The sequence below is a fragment of the Streptococcus sp. HMSC072D03 genome, assembly GCF_001812855.1.
Classification (GTDB): Bacteria; Bacillota; Bacilli; order Lactobacillales; family Streptococcaceae; genus Streptococcus; species Streptococcus salivarius_D.
This window is the reverse complement of the sequence record NZ_KV810701.1, coordinates 4,392-21,754: the sequence shown is the minus strand read 5'-3', so window position 1 is coordinate 21,754 and position 17,363 is coordinate 4,392. Positions and strand designations below refer to the sequence as shown.

The 17,363-nt window shown below is 40.3% G+C and carries 12 protein-coding genes and 2 pseudogenes; 5 read left to right on the top strand and 9 right to left on the bottom strand.

Features of this window, described 5'->3' with window-relative positions:
* Nucleotides 1–1,499 (bottom strand): annotated as a pseudogene (gene malQ / locus HMPREF2877_RS10025) (4-alpha-glucanotransferase).
* Between the two features lie 252 nt (nt 1,500–1,751).
* Entirely contained in the window at nt 1,752–2,756 is a 1,005-nt protein-coding gene (locus HMPREF2877_RS10020; protein ID WP_049528637.1) for a LacI family DNA-binding transcriptional regulator, read from the bottom strand.
* A 182-nt stretch (nt 2,757–2,938) separates the two neighbouring features.
* Between HMPREF2877_RS10020 and HMPREF2877_RS10015 the strand changes: the two genes are divergently transcribed.
* The 5 genes from HMPREF2877_RS10015 to HMPREF2877_RS10775 all read left to right on the top strand — a co-directional run bounded on the left by HMPREF2877_RS10015 (nt 2,939) and on the right by HMPREF2877_RS10775 (nt 7,874).
* Entirely contained in the window at nt 2,939–4,186 is a 1,248-nt protein-coding gene (locus HMPREF2877_RS10015) for an extracellular solute-binding protein (protein WP_070579844.1), read from the top strand.
* Nucleotides 4,187–4,275: 89 nt separating this feature from the next.
* Nucleotides 4,276–5,634 (top strand): carbohydrate ABC transporter permease, encoded by a 1,359-nt coding sequence (locus tag HMPREF2877_RS10010; RefSeq protein WP_070579841.1) that lies wholly within the window; start codon nt 4,276–4,278, stop codon nt 5,632–5,634.
* The gene (locus tag HMPREF2877_RS10005) at nt 5,634–6,470 is read left to right on the top strand and encodes a sugar ABC transporter permease (RefSeq protein WP_070579839.1); all 837 of its coding nucleotides are present in this window, start codon (nt 5,634–5,636) and stop codon (nt 6,468–6,470) included. Before HMPREF2877_RS10010 ends, HMPREF2877_RS10005 begins: the two co-directional genes overlap by 1 nt.
* 15 nt (nt 6,471–6,485) lie before the next feature.
* Nucleotides 6,486–7,622, top strand: coding sequence for an ABC transporter ATP-binding protein (locus HMPREF2877_RS10000; protein ID WP_045772431.1), 1,137 nt, complete (start codon nt 6,486–6,488; stop codon nt 7,620–7,622).
* A gap of 159 nt (nt 7,623–7,781) precedes the next feature.
* Complete coding sequence (locus HMPREF2877_RS10775) at nt 7,782–7,874, top strand: type I toxin-antitoxin system Fst family toxin (RefSeq protein ID WP_004182539.1); 93 nt, start codon at nt 7,782–7,784, stop codon at nt 7,872–7,874.
* 146 nt (nt 7,875–8,020) lie between these two features.
* Here the strand turns inward: HMPREF2877_RS10775 and HMPREF2877_RS09995 are convergent, their stop codons facing one another.
* The 7 genes and pseudogenes from HMPREF2877_RS09995 to HMPREF2877_RS11330 all read right to left on the bottom strand — a co-directional run.
* The gene (locus tag HMPREF2877_RS09995) at nt 8,021–8,209 is read right to left on the bottom strand and encodes a twin-arginine translocase TatA/TatE family subunit (RefSeq protein WP_002884867.1); all 189 of its coding nucleotides are present in this window, start codon (nt 8,207–8,209) and stop codon (nt 8,021–8,023) included.
* Nucleotides 8,210–8,221: 12 nt separating this feature from the next.
* Nucleotides 8,222–8,950, bottom strand: a complete 729-nt coding sequence (gene tatC / locus HMPREF2877_RS09990; RefSeq protein WP_070579837.1) for a twin-arginine translocase subunit TatC — start codon at nt 8,948–8,950, stop codon at nt 8,222–8,224.
* On the bottom strand, nt 8,937–10,622 hold the full coding sequence (locus HMPREF2877_RS09985; protein WP_070579834.1) for an FTR1 family iron permease: 1,686 nt from the start codon (nt 10,620–10,622) through the stop codon (nt 8,937–8,939). The genes tatC and HMPREF2877_RS09985 overlap by 14 nt, the downstream gene beginning before the upstream one ends.
* Nucleotides 10,600–11,805 carry an iron uptake transporter deferrochelatase/peroxidase subunit gene (gene efeB, locus HMPREF2877_RS09980; RefSeq protein WP_070579831.1) on the bottom strand — a complete coding sequence of 402 codons (1,206 nt, stop codon included), beginning with the start codon at nt 11,803–11,805 and terminating at the stop codon, nt 10,600–10,602. The genes HMPREF2877_RS09985 and efeB overlap by 23 nt, the downstream gene beginning before the upstream one ends.
* Nucleotides 11,806–11,810: 5 nt before the next feature.
* Nucleotides 11,811–12,683 carry an iron uptake system protein EfeO gene (efeO, locus tag HMPREF2877_RS09975; RefSeq protein WP_002884990.1) on the bottom strand — a complete coding sequence of 291 codons (873 nt, stop codon included), beginning with the start codon at nt 12,681–12,683 and terminating at the stop codon, nt 11,811–11,813.
* 250 nt (nt 12,684–12,933) lie between these two features.
* Nucleotides 12,934–16,647: a pullulanase gene (locus HMPREF2877_RS09970; protein ID WP_070579825.1), complete on the bottom strand. Its 3,714-nt coding sequence runs from the start codon at nt 16,645–16,647 to the stop codon at nt 12,934–12,936.
* 120 nt (nt 16,648–16,767) lie between these two features.
* Nucleotides 16,768–17,363: pseudogene (locus tag HMPREF2877_RS11330) on the bottom strand (N-acetylmuramoyl-L-alanine amidase); the annotation flags it as partial.

The following is a 17,363-nucleotide window of genomic DNA, read 5'->3' as shown; positions in this document are numbered from 1 at the left end:
TTAGTTATTACCTCGATTATATCTTTCTGTAATGTCTGTCAAAAATTCTTTCTTGTCGACAGTAATTTCACCCGGAAGCATACGCCATTTCCAGTTTTCACCAACTGTGTTAGGGAAGTTTGTACGGCTATTTTCAGGTTTATCAAGAATATCCTGCATAGTCGCAATAGCTGTGTTGCTTACTGTAGCAAAGAGTGTTCGAAGGAGAGCACGTGTAATTGGTTCACCTTGACGACGGTTAATGTAAGCATCAGTGTAATCACGTTGCTCTTGCGTCAAGTTGTCGTACCAACCGTTGATTACTTCGTTATCATGTGTACCTGTGTAAGCAACTGAATGTTGTGTGTATACGTGTGGAATATCAATGCTGTTTCCAGTAGTATCGTAGAAACCAAATTGAACAATCTTCATTCCAGGGTATCCACAGTCTGCAAGAAGTTTACGTGTCTTATCATCAATGTTACCAAGGTCTTCGGCAATGATTTTAAGATCACCCAATTCTTCTTTGACCACTTTGAAGAGGTCATAACCAGGTCCAGGAACCCATTCACCATTTTCAGCAGTTTCATCTCCACCAGGAATTTCCCAGAAGTCAGAGAAACCTTTGAAGTGGTCGATACGCAAGTAATCATAAAGTTTGAATGATTCTTGAATACGGAATACCCACCAAGCATAGTTTTCTGCTTTATGTTTATCCCAAGCATAGATTGGGTTACCCCAAAGTTGACCAGTTGCTGAGAAGTTATCTGGTGGGACTCCGGCAATGTAACGTGGTTTACATTCAGCATCTAGTTTGAAGAGGTGTGGTTGTGTCCAAACTTCAACACTATCAGCTGAGATGTAGATTGGCATGTCACCAATGATTTGAATACCATTTTTGTTAGCATAGGCTTTAAGTTCTGCCCATTGGCTAAAGAAGAGGTATTGCACTACTTGGTGGTAAGTGATGACATCAGCAAGTTCTTTGCGAAGTTTTTCAAGAGTTGCTTCATCGCGTTTAACTGCTTTTTTGTCATCCCAATCTTGAAGCGCTTTGTTATCAAAGTGTTCTTTGATAGCCATGAAATCAGCATAATCTGCTAACCAGTTAGCATTTTCAGATTTGAAAGCTTCAAACTTCTTAGCTTCTTTTTTGTCAGCCAAGATTGCTTTGACTGCTTTTCAAGAAGTGGGCGACGTGCTTCATAAACTTTAGCATAGTCGATAAACTCTGGATCTGATCCAAAGTCAGCGCCTTTAACATCAGCTTTAGTAAGAAACTTGTCACGAATAAGGAAATCCAAATCGATAAAGTGAGTATTTCCTGCTACCGCTGAGAATGATTGGTAAGGTGAATCCCCATAACTTGTTGTAGTAAGTGGCAAGATCTGCCAGTAAGTTTGTTTTGTTTCTTTCAAGAAATCAACAAAGTCATAGGCTGCTTGACCGAAAGATCCGATCCCGTAGTCACCTGGAAGTGATGTGATGTGCATCAATACACCGCTTGCTCGTTTGTTCATAAAGTTTACCTCAAATTATTTTTTACACTTATGATTATAATGCAAACGTTTGCATAAGTCAAGAATTTTTAGCAAAAAAATAAAATTTTTTTATTTATTCTTGAATGATTGTTCGTAAAACAAGCGCTTACACTACGAGAGAGAATTTTTTAATAATTACTTCTAATGAATTTCGGAAAAATAGGATTCTTATCAAAAGAAAAAAGTAGTCGGTCGTTTTACTAACCAACTACTTGGACACTCCTTAACCTATTACGGATAAGTTAGGACACTTTCTCTTTCTATAAGTTCAAATGGAATAATGACTTTTTGTGACTTAATCTTGGCTGCTTTTAGAAGTCCTAGAAGGCTTTGAACACTTTCTCTAGCTAGTGCCTGAATATTAATGTCAAATGTAGTCAAGAAAGGATGCATGATTTCTGCAAAAGTCGAATTATTGAAAGAAATAATAGCATAATCTTCAGGAACTCTAAATCCTTGATTGTTTAGCCATTGAATGAGGCGAAGGGCGATAAGGTCATCCTTAACAATCAAAGCTGTCGGTGAAAATCTTTCCAATTCTTTCTTTAAAGTCTCTATTGTTCGTGCTGAAAAGACAAGTTCAGGTAGGACATCCAAATTTTGTTCGTCTGATGCTTGCTTATACCCTTGATAACGTTCCTGCCCCACTTGACCAAAAAGATCATCTGTGACAAAACCAATCTTTCGGTGCCCTTTTGCTTGGAGGTAATTTACAGCTTCACGTCCTAATTCCTTATTATCATTATCAATATAGGTTACTTTATTTTTATTATCCACTGCTGCTCCAACCACTACAAAAGGTACTTTTTCTTTTAATAGGTAATCTTTAACAGGATCTTTCTTTTCTGAATAGAGGATTATAAAGCCATCTGCCCGTTTTTGACGATGCATGAGCTCAACTTGTTTAACTAATTCCTCTAGCGTTGCACCCGTAGCAATACTAACGACCTGAGAATGACAACTAGCTTCTTCATTAATTGCTGTTAGAATTTCCATATAGAAGGGCTGGCTGATATTTTCTCGGTCAGTTAAAGGAGGAAGAACAACCCCTAAACTATGCGTTAAGCCTGTTGCCAACATTTGTGCTGCTGAGTTGGGTACATAACCTAATTCTTCCATAGCTGCTCTTACTTTTAGTTTGGTTTCTTCTGATATCGCAGGGTTATCCTTTAATGTCCTACTTACCGTTGATGGGCTGACACCAGCCTTCTTAGCAACATCCTTAATTGTAGCCATTATATCCCTCTCATTCTCATAAATATTTTTATAGTCGAAAATTATAAGAACAATTATAAACTAAACAGGCGATTTTTGCAATCGTTTGCAAAAAGTTAAAAATTTTTTTATAAAATACTTGACAGATTGTGGAAACGGTTGCGTAATGTTTATCGTAAACTAAATTTCTGGAGGAAATAGAAATGAAAAAATGGCAAAAGGTATTACTTGGTAGTGCTGGATTACTTGTGGCTGGATTGCTCTTGGTAGCTTGTGGCTCAAACTCAAGCAAGAGCTCAAGCTCAGATAGCAAGACTTTGAAACTTTGGGTACCAACTGGTGCTAAGAAATCTTACTCAGATACAGTAGCACAGTTTGAAAAGAATTCTGGTTACAAAGTTGATATGGTTGAAATGGAAGATCCAAATGCTCAAGAAAACTTGACTAAGGACGCTTCTACTGCTGCAGATGTCTTCTCACTTCCACATGACCAACTCGGTAAATTGGTAGACGCTGGAGCTATCCAAGAAATCCCAGAGCAATACTCAAAAGAAATTGCTGAGCAAGATACTGAACAAGCTGCTGTAGGTGCTCAATACAAAGGTAAAACTTACGCCTTCCCATACGGTATCGAAACTCAAGTTACATACTACAACAAATCTAAACTTAATGAAGAAGATGTGAAATCATATGAAACAATCACTTCTAAAGCTAAATTTGGTAGCAACTTGAAAGAAGTTAACGCTTACGTAACTGCTCCTCTCTTCCTTTCAGTTGGTGACACACTCTTTGGTCCTAACGGTGAAGATGTGAAAGGTACTAACTGGGGTAACGAAGCTGGTGTGAATGTTCTTAAGTTTATCGCAGCTCAAAAAGACAATAAAGGCTTTGTTAATGTCGATTCAGCTAATATGATGGCTAAATTCGAAGATGGTTCTGTTGATGCTTTCCAATCAGGACCATGGGACTACGCTGCAGCTGCTAAAGCTGTTGGTAAAGACAATCTTGGTGTTGCTGTTTACCCAACAGTTAATATCGGTGGTCAAGACGTTCAACAAAAAGCCTTCATGGGTGTTAAACTTTACGCAGTTAACCAAACACCATCTAAAGGTAACGCAGAACGTATCGCTGCTTCTTACCAATTGGCACAAGCATTGACAAGCAAAGACAGTCAAAACAACCAATTCACTAATGAAGACCGTCACATCATCCCAGCTAACAAAGAAGTTCAAGCTTCTGAAGCTGTTCAAAAGGATGCACTTGCACAAGCTGTAATTACTATGGGTTCATCTGATCAGTACACAACTGTTATGCCTAAACTTAGTCAAATGTCAGTCTTCTGGACTGAAAGTGCTGCTCTTATGAGTGATGCATATAACGGTAAAATCAAGGAAGACCAATTCCTTACTAAATTACAACAATTTGATAAAGATTTGGCAGCAGCTAAATAAGAATCCTAACTATGAGAAGGTAAAGAGGCAGGTCAGGTTCCTAGCCTCTTTATCTATCACTAATTAAACATTTATCTGAGGAGATATCTATGTCACAAACAATCTACGACACAACTCCTATGCGCCAGGTCTTCAAAGAAGGTACATGGGATGTCAAATTATCCTTTCTGGTAATGGGATTGGCAAACTTGGTCAACAAACAGTTCACCAAGGGCTTGCTCTTCCTCCTTTCTGAGATTGCCTTCTTAGTAGCCTTCGTTATTCAAATCATCCCTGCACTTAAAGGTATGATTACCTTGGGGACTCAAGAACAAGGTGAGGCTATTAAAGAGGTTAATGGAGTTAAGCTTACTGTTCAGGTCGCTGGAGATAACTCTATGCTCTTGTTGATTTTTGGACTTGCATCATTAATCTTCTGTGCCGTTTTTGCTTATATTTACTGGTGTAACCTTAAGAGTGCTCGTCATCTCATGGCTCTCAAACAGTCTGGACGTAAAGTTCCTAACTTCATTGAAGACTTCAAGACCTTGGCTGATGGTCGTTTCCACATGGGGCTTATGACTGTCCCATTGATTGGAGTTTTGCTCTTCACAATCTTGCCTTTGATCTACATGATCTGTTTGGCCTTTACTAACTTTGACCACAATCACCCAGCACCTAAATCACTCTTTGACTGGGTTGGTTTCTCAAGTTTTGGTGAAGTTTTACAAGGTCGTATGGCTGGTACTTTCTTCCCACTTTTGACATGGACCTTGATTTGGGCAGTTGCTGCAACAGCAACAACTTTCTTCTTCGGTATTGTCCTTGCTCTCTTGCTCAACACTAAGGGGCTTAAATTCAAGAAAGTATGGCGTACACTCTTTGTTATCACTATCGCCGTTCCTCAGTTCGTATCCCTTCTTTTGATGCGTAATTTCCTTAATGACCATGGTCCTTTGAATGGTTTGCTTCAAACCTTGCATCTCACTAATGGACCAATTCCATTCTTGACTGACCCTCTCTGGGCTAAGTTCTCTATTATCTTTGTTAATATGTGGATTGGTATTCCATTCACAATGTTGGTCGCAACTGGTATCATCATGAACTTGCCAACTGAGCAGATTGAAGCTGCTGAAATTGATGGAGCAAGCAAATTCCAAATCTTCAAGAGCATCACTTTTCCACAAATTCTCTTGATCATGGCACCATCATTGATTCAACAATTCATCGGTAATATCAATAACTTCAACGTTATCTACTTCCTTACTGGTGGTGGACCTACTAACTCTGAATACTATCAAGCGGGTTCAACTGACCTCTTGGTAACTTGGCTCTACAAACTGACTGTTAGCGCTAAAGACTACAACTTGGCATCTGTTATCGGTATCTTGATTTTCGCCATCTCTGCAACATTCAGTCTCTTGGCCTACACAAGATCATCTTCATTCAAGGAAGGGGCTGCTAAATAATGAAACGTAAGAAAAATCTTTACCTAACTGGTACTTATATTCTATTGACAGTTCTAGCTGTTATCTGGTTGATTCCTATTATTTGGATCTTCCTTACAAGTTTCCGTGGTGAAGGAGCTAATGCGGTGCCTTACTTCTTCCCTAAGACTTACACATTTAATAACTACATTAAACTGTTTACCAGCGATGCTTATCCATTCGGAAAATGGTTCATCAATACTTTCATCGTTGCCACATGTACATGTATCCTCTCAACTTTGATTACCGTAGGGATGGCCTACTCACTTAGTCGTATTAAATTCAAACACAGAAATGGCTTCTTGAAGTTGGCACTTGCGCTTAACATGTTCCCTGGATTCATGTCAATGATCGCGGTCTACTACATTTTGAAGGCCCTCAATTTGACACAAACCTTGACATCTTTGGTTTTGGTTTATTCTGCTGGGGCTGCACTAGGTTTCTACATTGCGAAAGGTTTCTTTGATACCATTCCTTACTCATTGGATGAATCAGCAATGATTGATGGCGCAACTCGTCTTCAAATCTTCACTAAGATTACCTTGCCACTTTCTAAACCAATCATCGTCTACACTGCCCTCATGGCCTTCATGGGACCTTGGGTAGACTTCATCTTTGCATCTGTTATCCTCGGTGACGTTAAAGATAAATATACGGTTGCCCTTGGACTCTATCAAATGCTTAACCAAGACGCTATCAATGAATGGTTCCTTCCATTTACCGCAGGTGCTATTATCATCGCCATCCCAATCACCCTTCTCTTTATCTTCATGCAGAAATACTATGTTGAAGGTGTAACCGGCGGATCAGTTAAATAATAAAGGATAAATGATATGACAACTCTTAAACTGGATAAAATTTACAAAAAATACCCAAATGCAACTCACTACTCTGTCGAAGATTTCAGTATCGATATCAAAGACAAGGAATTCATCGTTTTCGTAGGTCCTTCAGGATGTGGTAAATCAACAACTCTCCGTATGGTTGCTGGTCTCGAAGAAATCACAGAAGGTAAACTCTATATCGATGGTGAAGTGGTTAATGACAAATCACCAAAAGATCGTGACATTGCCATGGTATTCCAAAACTATGCACTTTACCCTCACATGACTGTTTATGAAAATATGGCCTTTGGTCTTAAACTTCGTAAATATAAAAAAGACGATATCGACAAACGTGTGCGTGAAGCTGCTGCTAGCCTTGGTTTGACTGAGTTCTTAGATCGTAAGCCTGCAGACCTATCTGGTGGTCAACGTCAACGTGTAGCTATGGGACGTGCTATCGTTCGTGATGCTAAAGTCTTCCTTATGGATGAACCTCTCTCAAACTTGGATGCTAAGCTTCGTGTGACCATGCGTGCTGAAATTGCTAAAATTACTCGTAATATTGGTGCAACTACTATCTACGTTACCCACGACCAAACAGAAGCTATGACTCTTGCTGACCGTATCGTTATCATGAGTTCTACTAAAAATCCTGATGGTTCTGGTACTATCGGTCGTATCGAACAAATTGGTACCCCTCAAGAACTTTATAATGAGCCAGCTAATAAATTTGTTGCCGGATTTATCGGAAGTCCTGCTATGAACTTCTTCAATGTTAAGGTTGATGGCAACCGTATCACTAACTCTGAAGGCTTGGATATTGTAATTTCTGAAGGACAAGCTAAAATCTTGAAAGAAACGGGTTATCAAGGCAAGGAAGTTATCTTTGGTATCCGTCCTGAAGATGTTTCAAGCCGTCCAATTGTTCAAGAAGTTTATCCAGATGCCAATGTAGATGCTGAAGTCGTTGTTTCAGAGCTTCTTGGTGCAGAAACAATGCTTTACCTAAAACTTGGGGAAACTGAGTTTGCTGCCCGTGTTGATGCGCGTGACTTCCATAATCCAGGTGAAAAAGTTAACCTTACTTTCAACGTTGCTAAAGGTCACTTCTTCGATGCTGAAACAGAAAAACGTATCAGTTTGTAAGATAAAAAAATCAGCTCAAGAGGCTGATTTTTTGTTTGGCATGATTAACCTACATTCTAACTAATACTTCCTATCACTCACTAAACATATCTCTTTCAATCTATGATATAATATCCTTTGGCACCTCGACACCGCCTACGAAGGGAGGTGAGTTTGCCTATGATGGATTTACTATTCAAAACTATCATCGGACCTATTGTGGTCGGTGTTATCCTTCGTCTGATCGACAAGTGGTTAAACAAGGATAGATAGTGCTAAAAAAGACCCCGAGCTTATGTGGAAGTTAGCTTGGGGTCTTTTCTTGCCTATGATATAGACTTACTATTCAATACAAGTGTATTATGTCATAAAAGCTTAGAATTGTCAAGAAACTTGAAGATAACCTTTAGATAGAGATCTTAGTCTTTAGTCTTGTCTTCTTCGTCTTTTTTATCATCATCAGTTTTATTTACGGCTGCTTTAAACTCGGCTAGCATTTTACCGATAGATTGACCGAGTTCTGGCAAGCGTTTAGGACCAAAGATGAGGAGGGCTCCTAGGACAATAATGATAAGTCCTGGAGCTCCGATATCACGTAGAATTCCCATGAGATCTCCTTTCTATTTATCTTTATATTTTCTTTGTTTACGTTTATAAATGAGCTTACTAAGAGTTACGCTAACTTCATAGAGTAAGATTAAGGGAGCAGTCATAGCCAAGTCACTAATAAAGTCGGCTGGTGTCAAAACAACTGCCAAAACCAAGAGAATAAAGTAAGCATAGCGTCTATAGCGTGTCAGAAATACTGGTGTTATTATGCCGATAGATGTCAAAAAACTCACAACTACGGGAAGTTCAAAGAGAACAGCTAGAGGCACTGTCGTATGCAGTAAAAAACTAAGGTAGTTTTGTGCTGTAATTTGTGTATCAAAGAGCCCTTCACCTAGTTTCAAAAGCACTTCCAAGATAGCTGGACTAACAAAATAATAACCAAAGGCCAAACCCAATACAAAACAGACAAAAGTCGCTGGAATATAGGCAAAAATGGCACGCGCTTCATTGTCCCTCAAACCAGGTTTCACAAACTGCCAAATCTGGTAGGTGGTAAAAGGCAAGGTGACCGTAAAAGCCATGAGACTGGCTAAGTTAATGTAAATCCAGAGAATATCGTTAGGTCCTAGAACCAATAAGGGCTTATCAAATCCTCTAGTCAGATAAGCATAGAGCTCCCCAGCAAACAACAGGGTGATACAGAAAACTAGGAAAAAGCATAACACTACTGCAATAAAACGTCTCCGAAATTCCACCAGATGCTCAACAATGGTCATCTCGTCCTTACTTCTTGCCATGCTGTTTCACCGTTACAAAGGCAATAATAACAATAAAGATAAGTTGTGGAATTAGGACTTCCCAGCTAGGATAGATACCAGCCCAATCAATTGTTGGGAAACCACTAATCAAATGATTGGACATCATATTAGTCAACTGAAGGGCATGAATGCTGACACCGAGCATCTTGAAGGCCAAGGCATAAATCAACCAAGTCAAAATAAAGAAGATACGATGCGGTTTAATATAGTGACTAGCTTTAGTCATAGCCACAGCAATAATAACAAGAACTGCAATGGCTAAAGCAATACCAATCAAGAAATTAGCTGTCGTGATACGTGGGATAATACCAACATAGAAAAGAATGGTCTCGGCACCTTCACGGAAGACAGCCAAGAAACTAAGGGCAAACATGGATACAAAACTTCCAGTAGCCGTCACTGTCTTCATCTGACGGTCCATCAAGTCATTCCACTGTTTAACTGACGACTTGCTGTGGAGCCAGATTCCAATCAGAATCATCATCGCAACTGCAAAGATACCAACGCCACCTTCAATAATTTCACGGTTAGCCCCTGAGGTCACAGCTGGAAAGACAACTTGTAAGATAACTGCTATAAGTGCGCTGGCAAGAACACCAGCAATGGCTCCGCCATAAACCCATTTGAGTCCCTTACGCATCTTGGCTGCCTTAAGAGTTGTCACAAGGGCCATAACGATAAGGAGGGCTTCGACCCCTTCACGCAAGAGAATCAACATGGCATCAAAGGCATTATAAGAAGCACTGGTATCGATAGCTGATAGGTCTGTAATCAAGGCTTGCAGTTTGTCCTGATAAGCTTTTTCTTTCCCCTTAACCATGATAACCGGTGTTTCACTCTCCACGCGCGTATAGAGGCTTGGGTTAGTCGTGCTTACATCACCTTCAATGGTTGGCCAGATAGTGATGAACTTCTTCATAGTTGCCGCAGCCGTTTTTTCATCACCTGATTGGAATTGACCGAGAGCTTTTTCCAAGAGCTTAATACCATCTTTTAGGGTTAAACTTGAGCTTGTGCTATCAAGAGGGACACCCTTGATAAAATCATCAATCCCACCCTTGAGATCATCATAAGATGACTGGATGCTGGTGAAATCAGTAGGCTCCGTCTCAATGCTGCTGCGCAAAAGTGAAATGGCCGTCTCAATCTTGCCGTAGTAGGCAGTACTATGGTCACGGACAACAGCTTCATTTCGCGTCCAAGCATTATTCAATTCGCCATAAGTTTTGCGGGTCTCAGCTAGGTCTTTAGCCGTAATGGCATCCTGTAAGTTCTTGAAATAAGGATTGAGACGGGTCTCAAGTTTTTCCTTTTCGGCACCCAAGTCAACAGGATTTTGCTCTTTCTCAAATTTAAGAAGGGCTGACGAGATAGAGGTTAGGTCCTCTTCTGTCACGTCACCTTTAATATCAAGAGCCTTGCTGACTTTTTTACCAGCCTTGGAATCATGATTTTCTTTTGTTTCGAAATCAGTCTTAATCTCACCGACTAATTCCTTAGCTTTTGCTTGATCCTTGTTTTGAACAGCTGTTGTTGCATCTGTGATTTTGATATAGAGATCGCTATAGGATTCAGCAACAACTGGATAGGTCAAAAATAGAGCTAGAAGTCCAAGCAAAACGAGGAGTTTATTCAAAGAGTGCTTGACCAAGGTAGCCTCCTTTCTCCACGCCAGCAAAGCAAGCAAATAACCCACTTCCGATATGGGTAATGTACTCATTCATCTTGTCTACAGCACCAAGATTGGTCTGTATTTTGACAAAACGGTCTGGATCCTTCTGGTAGGCAATGAAAATCAAACCTGCATCAAATTGGCCAGTTCTCTCATCAATGCCATCAGAATAAGAATAGGAACGACGTAAGATAGGAAGGTCTACTTCTTTAGCCAAACGGACATGCGAATCGACTGGTAGTTTTGAGAGATCTACTTCGTCAAACTCATCTTTCTTACCAAAAGGAGCACCTGATTCCTTATAGCGACCAAAGGTGTTTTCCTGCTCCTGCAAATTGGTACGATCCCAAGTCTCCAAGTGCATCTGTACTAGACGAAGAGCCATATAAGACCCACCCTTCATCCAATCCTTACTATCCGTCCAGACAACCTTGTCGAATTCCTTTTCAGTCGTAACATTGGCAGTACCGTCCTTGAAGCCAAAGAGATTTCGAGGCGTTTCCTTACGGTCTCCGATAGCTGCAAAACCAGATTTGCTCCACTTCATGGTGATTTTATTACGACCTTTGCGGATCAGATTTCGAACAGCATGAAAGGCTACCTGTTCATCATCTGCACAGGCTTGAATAACGATATCTCCACCCGTATACTTGTCCTGTAACTGCTCCTTTGGAAATGGAGGCAAATCACGGAAGAGCTTAGGACGCTTGGATTCCAAACCAAGCTTTTTAAGAAAATCAGCCGAAACACCAAAAGTCAGACTCAATCGATAGGGGTTGAGTCCCACTGTTTCACCTGTATCTGTTGGAGGTAAGAGGGCATTGGAGCCATCTTTTTTGACTAGCTCTCCTTCGACCAATTTACTACTATAATCTGTCCAGTCTTTAAAAAGCTGAATCACTTCTTTTTTATCAGTTGTATGAAGATCTAGCACCACCAAGTAGCAAGCCTTCTGCATGGGAGTCGTAATCCCAGCCTGATGCTTACCAAAGAAGCTAATATCTTCATCTCCATCATAAGCTTTTTTACTTGAACTATCCTGATTAGCGAAAAAAGCAGATGCACCAGAAAGACCAAGCGCAAGCCCAGCCCCTCCAATACCTGCTTTTTTAAGAAATTCACGACGGTCCATTTTTTTATCTAAAAATTTTTCGTCAGTCATTTTTCTTATTTCCCATCTAGGATAACACCCATTTGTGATAATGGTTCACCAAGTTTAGTTACAGCTTCGGCCAATTCCTTAGTATCTGCCTCACTCAAATCTGTATAAGACTTATAGTTTTTCTCATCAGTCATGTGTTTGTCCAAAAGACCATTGACATTCTTGAATTCTGTTTCCAAAGTCTTAACAAGCTTAGCATCTTTCTTTTGAATCAATGGCTTAAAAAGTTCAAAGATTTTTTCTGCCCCTTCAATATTGGCACGGAAGTCGTAAAGATCAGTGTGTGAGAAGACTTCTTCTTCACCTGTAATCTTTTGAGTGGCAACTTCATTAAGAAGGTCTACTGCTCCAGTCAACATGATATCTGGAGTGACTTTAACAGTTGCAATTTTAGCCTTAAGTTCCTTGATATCGTTGACCAATTGATCTGCATAAGCAGCTGTACCATCGGTCGTGTTGTCTTGCCACATGATACGTTCAATACGGTGGAAACCTGACCAGCCATCTTCTGATTTATTTTCGTCCATGTAATCAACCAAACGGTAGTCGATTTTCACGTCAGACTCACCGAAGCTTTCGGCAATTGGTTCTGAACGTTCGTAAGCCATACGAACCAATGGGTATTGTTTCTTGGCTTCTTCAAGATTTCCTGACTTGAGGGTTTCACTGAATCCTTCAGTATCTTTCAAAAGCTGATCGATTTCACCTTCAACGAAAGTCTTGTAATCACTTGTGGCCTGCTTCAATTGTTTTTGCTCACTGGCTGTGAGTTTTGAGCTAGTTGAGCTAGAATGACTTGAATTACCAGATTTGGCACAAGCCGTCAATAAAAGTCCTGATGCCAAAAGAACAACACCAAGTTTGTTAAGTTTTTTCATGAATGTCTCCTATTTTCAAGATAGTGTTCGACATTTGTCGTTATATATGTGAATCGTTTGTTATTTCGATATGAAAAACGAACGATGATAAGTCAATAATGGTCTCTCATATGTAAGAGAACATATTCTAAACTAACAGAAGGAACCAGCACTGTCAACGGTTTTAGGCTATTTAAGAACTATTCTAAAGAGCAGATAAGAATGATTCTAAATAAAAGAAAAACAACAGGAAATAACCTGTTGTTACTTATTATTTTGTACGACGTTTTCGAAGGAATCCTAGGCTTAGAATGCTTAAGAGACCTGTTACAAAGAGTCCACGATTTGTCTTTTCACCAGTAGATGGCAGTTGCTTATCAGTTTGACGACTAGCTTCAGTCTTAGCCTGACCATTGCCATGGTTAACAAGATCAGCATCTCCGACAAGGTCCTCTTGACTTGAGGTCTTGACACTTGTTTTAGTTACCTCAGTCTCTTTTCCACCAAATGACTCAGTCTTCTCAGAAGGCTTAGCTACTTCCTCAGTTGGTGTCTGAGCATTGGTTAAACGAATAATAGTCGCTGTTAATGGATCCAAAGTCAAAATATGATTATCGATTGTCACACCTGACAGCTCACTAATTCCAGATAGATTAACTTGATTGCCATCTGCTAAAACCATATAGGATAGACCATTTGTAAGCTTACTCAAATCAAACTGACGAGCCTTGCTATCAGCATTGACATAGACAAGGTAACGGTCTCCATTGGAAGCAATTGTTTGGTATCCTAATACCAAATCCTCTTGAGCGACATTATCCTGACCAGGAACTGTCAATAGCGTCACACGGGCATCCACATCTGCTTTAGATTTGAAATTGAAGGCATCTGTCGACTTACGTAAGGCAATTAACCCTTTGGTAAAGGCACGAGTTTTCGTATTTTCTGGGAAGGCCTGGCTATCAGTCGCCTTAGTCCAATCAAAATGGTTAACCGCATCACTAGAATCATAAGAATCATGGATGAAGTAAGGATAGTCAAATGGATTACCCTTTTCATCAACTAAGAGGTGTGACTTGTTCGGCACCTTATCCTCAGATACAGGGTAGCGGTAGGCAGGATCACGGAACTGTTTGGTGCGGCCGTATTCCTGACCAGAGTGAATAAATGGTGTTCCCTGAGCAGTCAAGACCATAAGGTTTCCTAGACGCAAGCGACGATGAATTTCAGCATTATTCTCAGGCTTGCTTGGATCCTTCTTGATTGATTGGGCGATGATATCAAAAAGGGTCAAATTATCATGAGCAGCAATATACTGGATAACATCTCCTGGTGAATCAGCCTCAAAGTTAGTTGGTTGTGCCTTGATATTATCAAAAACCTTATTAATATCACGTTTTCCACCTGTGATGAAGGCCGGTGTTCCCTCGTTTGGATAACCTGATTTGAGAGTATTTCGAATATCATCTGAAAATACAGCTACGGTATCTGTGTCTTTCATCCAAGACTGATCCGCAGGCTGAACAGGGCTATTTTCATCGCCAGCATAAGTCACCCAACCCTCACCAAGCATAATGAGATTTGGATTAAGGGCGCGTGCAGTATTGTATGCTTGCTCGATACTTTCAGCATCATGGTCACCCATCATATCAAAACGGAAACCATCTACTTTATATTCCTTAGTCAAATAAGCAATAGAATCTACCAAGACACGACGGCTCATATAGTGAGTCGTACCTAGACGACCGCCTCCAAAACTTGAACGAGGAGTGCCATCAGCATCCATAAAGTGATAGTAATTTGGCTCAAGGTCTTCAAAAATAGCTGTCTTGGCTGTATGATTGTAAACCACATCCAAGATAACACCCATACCATGGGCATGGATAGCTTCAACTAAATTCTTGAATTCTTCAATACGTTTAGCTGGATCACTAGGGTTTTCAGAATACATACCCGTCAAAGAGAAATAGTTTTGTGGATCATAGCCCCAGTTGTAGTTACTATCGCTTGAAGCATAGGCATCCAAACGTTTGCCATTTTGCAATTCATTAACAAAATAGTAGCTCAATACTGGCAAAAGCTGAATATGAGTAACCCCAAGGTCTTTAAGATAATCCAAACGCTCCGCAAAGGCTGCAAAAGTACCAAACTGGTGCTTCAATTCAGTTGAGATAGCCTTGTCAGAGGTGAAATCTCGGACATGAGCCTCATAAATGATGGCATCTTCTCGAGATTTAAAGTTAGGAATCTTAGCGTAGTCAAGGTCTTTTGGTCCATAATTAGCAGGATCTACAAAGGCAGCCTTGGCAATCTTGTGTTCAGGTCCCTTGTTGGCATCGTCACTATTCCAAGCTGCCAGAGATTTCGCATAAGGATCAAGAACAATTACTGACTGATCACCACGTTTAATGCGGTATTGATAGAAATAACCTGTTAAGTTTTCAAGGCCAAAATCAGTCGCAAGTAGGTCAGCTTGCCAAGTACCTCGAGGCCCTTTGCTTAGAGCGTGTTCAGCCAGCACCTTGTCTTGATTATTCTTATCATAGACAATGATATCTACTTGATTAGCACTTGGTGACCAAAGTGTCACATGTGCCTTAGTACCATTCTCTTCTAGTCGAGCACCCAATTCACCATCATAACAGTAGAGGGCATCCTTTAATTGCCAGCTCTCAGATGTTTTAAAACTATCACTGCCAAAAGTGACCTTGTAAGGCAGATTTTCTGCAGCAAAATCACCTTTTAATGTAGCTTTTTTGAGTTTAGCATCTAAGTCAAGCTGTTTAAGAGTGACACTGTTACCATCCTTATCCGTCACCTTAAGGTCTTTGAGAATATCTTCAGATGAGACCTCGTCTAAGTTGGTAAAGCTAAGTTCGATTTTGCTTGGACTAAGCTGCTGAGCCCCAGTCAAACGCACATCCTTGACAAAGTAAGGGTTGGTGTAGACTGTCGGATCAGTATCTCGTACGAAAAGCTGACGAGATTTTTTCAAGTCACTAAATTTATAATCATTTGGTTGAATTTTCACATCATCTCCAGTTTTGCTCTCATCTAAGAGTAAAAATCCTATCGATTTTGCCGCTTGTGTTAGTGGAATATCTAAGTAGGCACCATACTTACCATTCGGTTGGAAATTGACACCATCAGGCCAATTGCTTGGAGCGTCCTTAACATCACCCCAATACCAGACAGACTTATTGCTATAGTCGCCATCCGTACGGAAATAATTGATACGAACGTGGTCTTGAGGGATAGGTTGATAGCTGTAAACTTGGAAATCTTTGTCAATCCAGGCCTCATTCATTTGAGGGCTAAGAATTTCGACTGCTTTATCCCCTGAAAGGTTCGTTCCAGCGGCATTATTAATCAAGAAGCTAAGTTTTTTAGGTGTTGAAGACAATTTCACATCTAAATAGACACCATAATCATCCTGTTTAGCTTCAGCAAATGAGGTTGCCCCTGTCGGCCAGGCCCCCTTCTGAGATGATGGTGTCTCAACATCATCCCAAGTCCAAAGTCCAAGCGATGCCTTGTCTGGACTTGGCAACTCTTGGAAATGCAAGCGAATAGACCCATCAGCAATAGGATCCTCAGATGCATTCGTAAGAGCTTGACTATTATTTGTACTTACTGTTTTTGGTATGTTTTCGCTAGTTTCAGTTAGCTTGGAAGTTTCAGTACGACCAGTATTTTCTTCTGGAAGAGAAACTGGCTCATTTACCTTGGAAACAGAGGTATTCTCAGATGCTACAGGAGCTGTTGGCGTTTCAGTTACTAGACCACTGGTAGTAAGACTGGAATCAGCTGGTTCTACCTGTGTGCTGGAGTCGAGCGTTGATACTGCTTCATCTGCTTTTACTCCTTGAACAGCAGAAAAGCTCAAAAAAATAGCTCCAATGGTTACAGAAGCCAAACCTAACTTGTACTTGCGAAGGCTATAACGAAGAACTTTTTCATCATTAGCTTGAGTATTTCTTTTCATAAAAACTCCTTTTTGTTAACGTTTTCATGTTTTTTAATATACCATTTAGCTTTCGTTTATGCAAGCGTTTTCTCTCTTTAAAAATTAAAAAAGAGAGAACCATAAGATTCTCTCAATCTATTAATTATAAATAGAATAATAACGCTTAATCCCTGCCACAATTGCGTTAGCTAAAGTCTCCTGATAAGCAGAGGTGTTCAAACGGGCTGCTTCTTGAGGATTTGACAAGAAACCAAGTTCAAGAAGGACTGCTGGCGCTGTTGTCTCACGCAAGACCGCAAAGGTTTGACGCTTCACGCCTTGGTTTTGAGCGCCAGTCGCATTAATCAGGCTAGACTGGATGGCATTGGCCAAGGTGTCACTCATGCTCAATCGAGTCGGATTAGCATGGTAGGTTGCATTAATACGTGATGGATATTCTGCATAAGGTTGGTAATAATAAGTCTCAATACCCTGTGCTGCAGAACTTCCTGAAGCATTGATGTGAATACTTACGAAGATATCAGATTCGGAGGCATTAGCTGCATGTGAACGGTCCGTCAAATCGACATAGGTATCACTTGTGCGAGTGGTTACAACTTGATAACCTTCTGCTTCTAATTTAGCTTTCACACGACTTTGGATAGCCAAGGTCAAGCTCTTTTCAGAGATACTGATTTACCACCTAGGCCAATGAATTTACCGTCATTGTCAACCAAATAGACATGAGAATTATA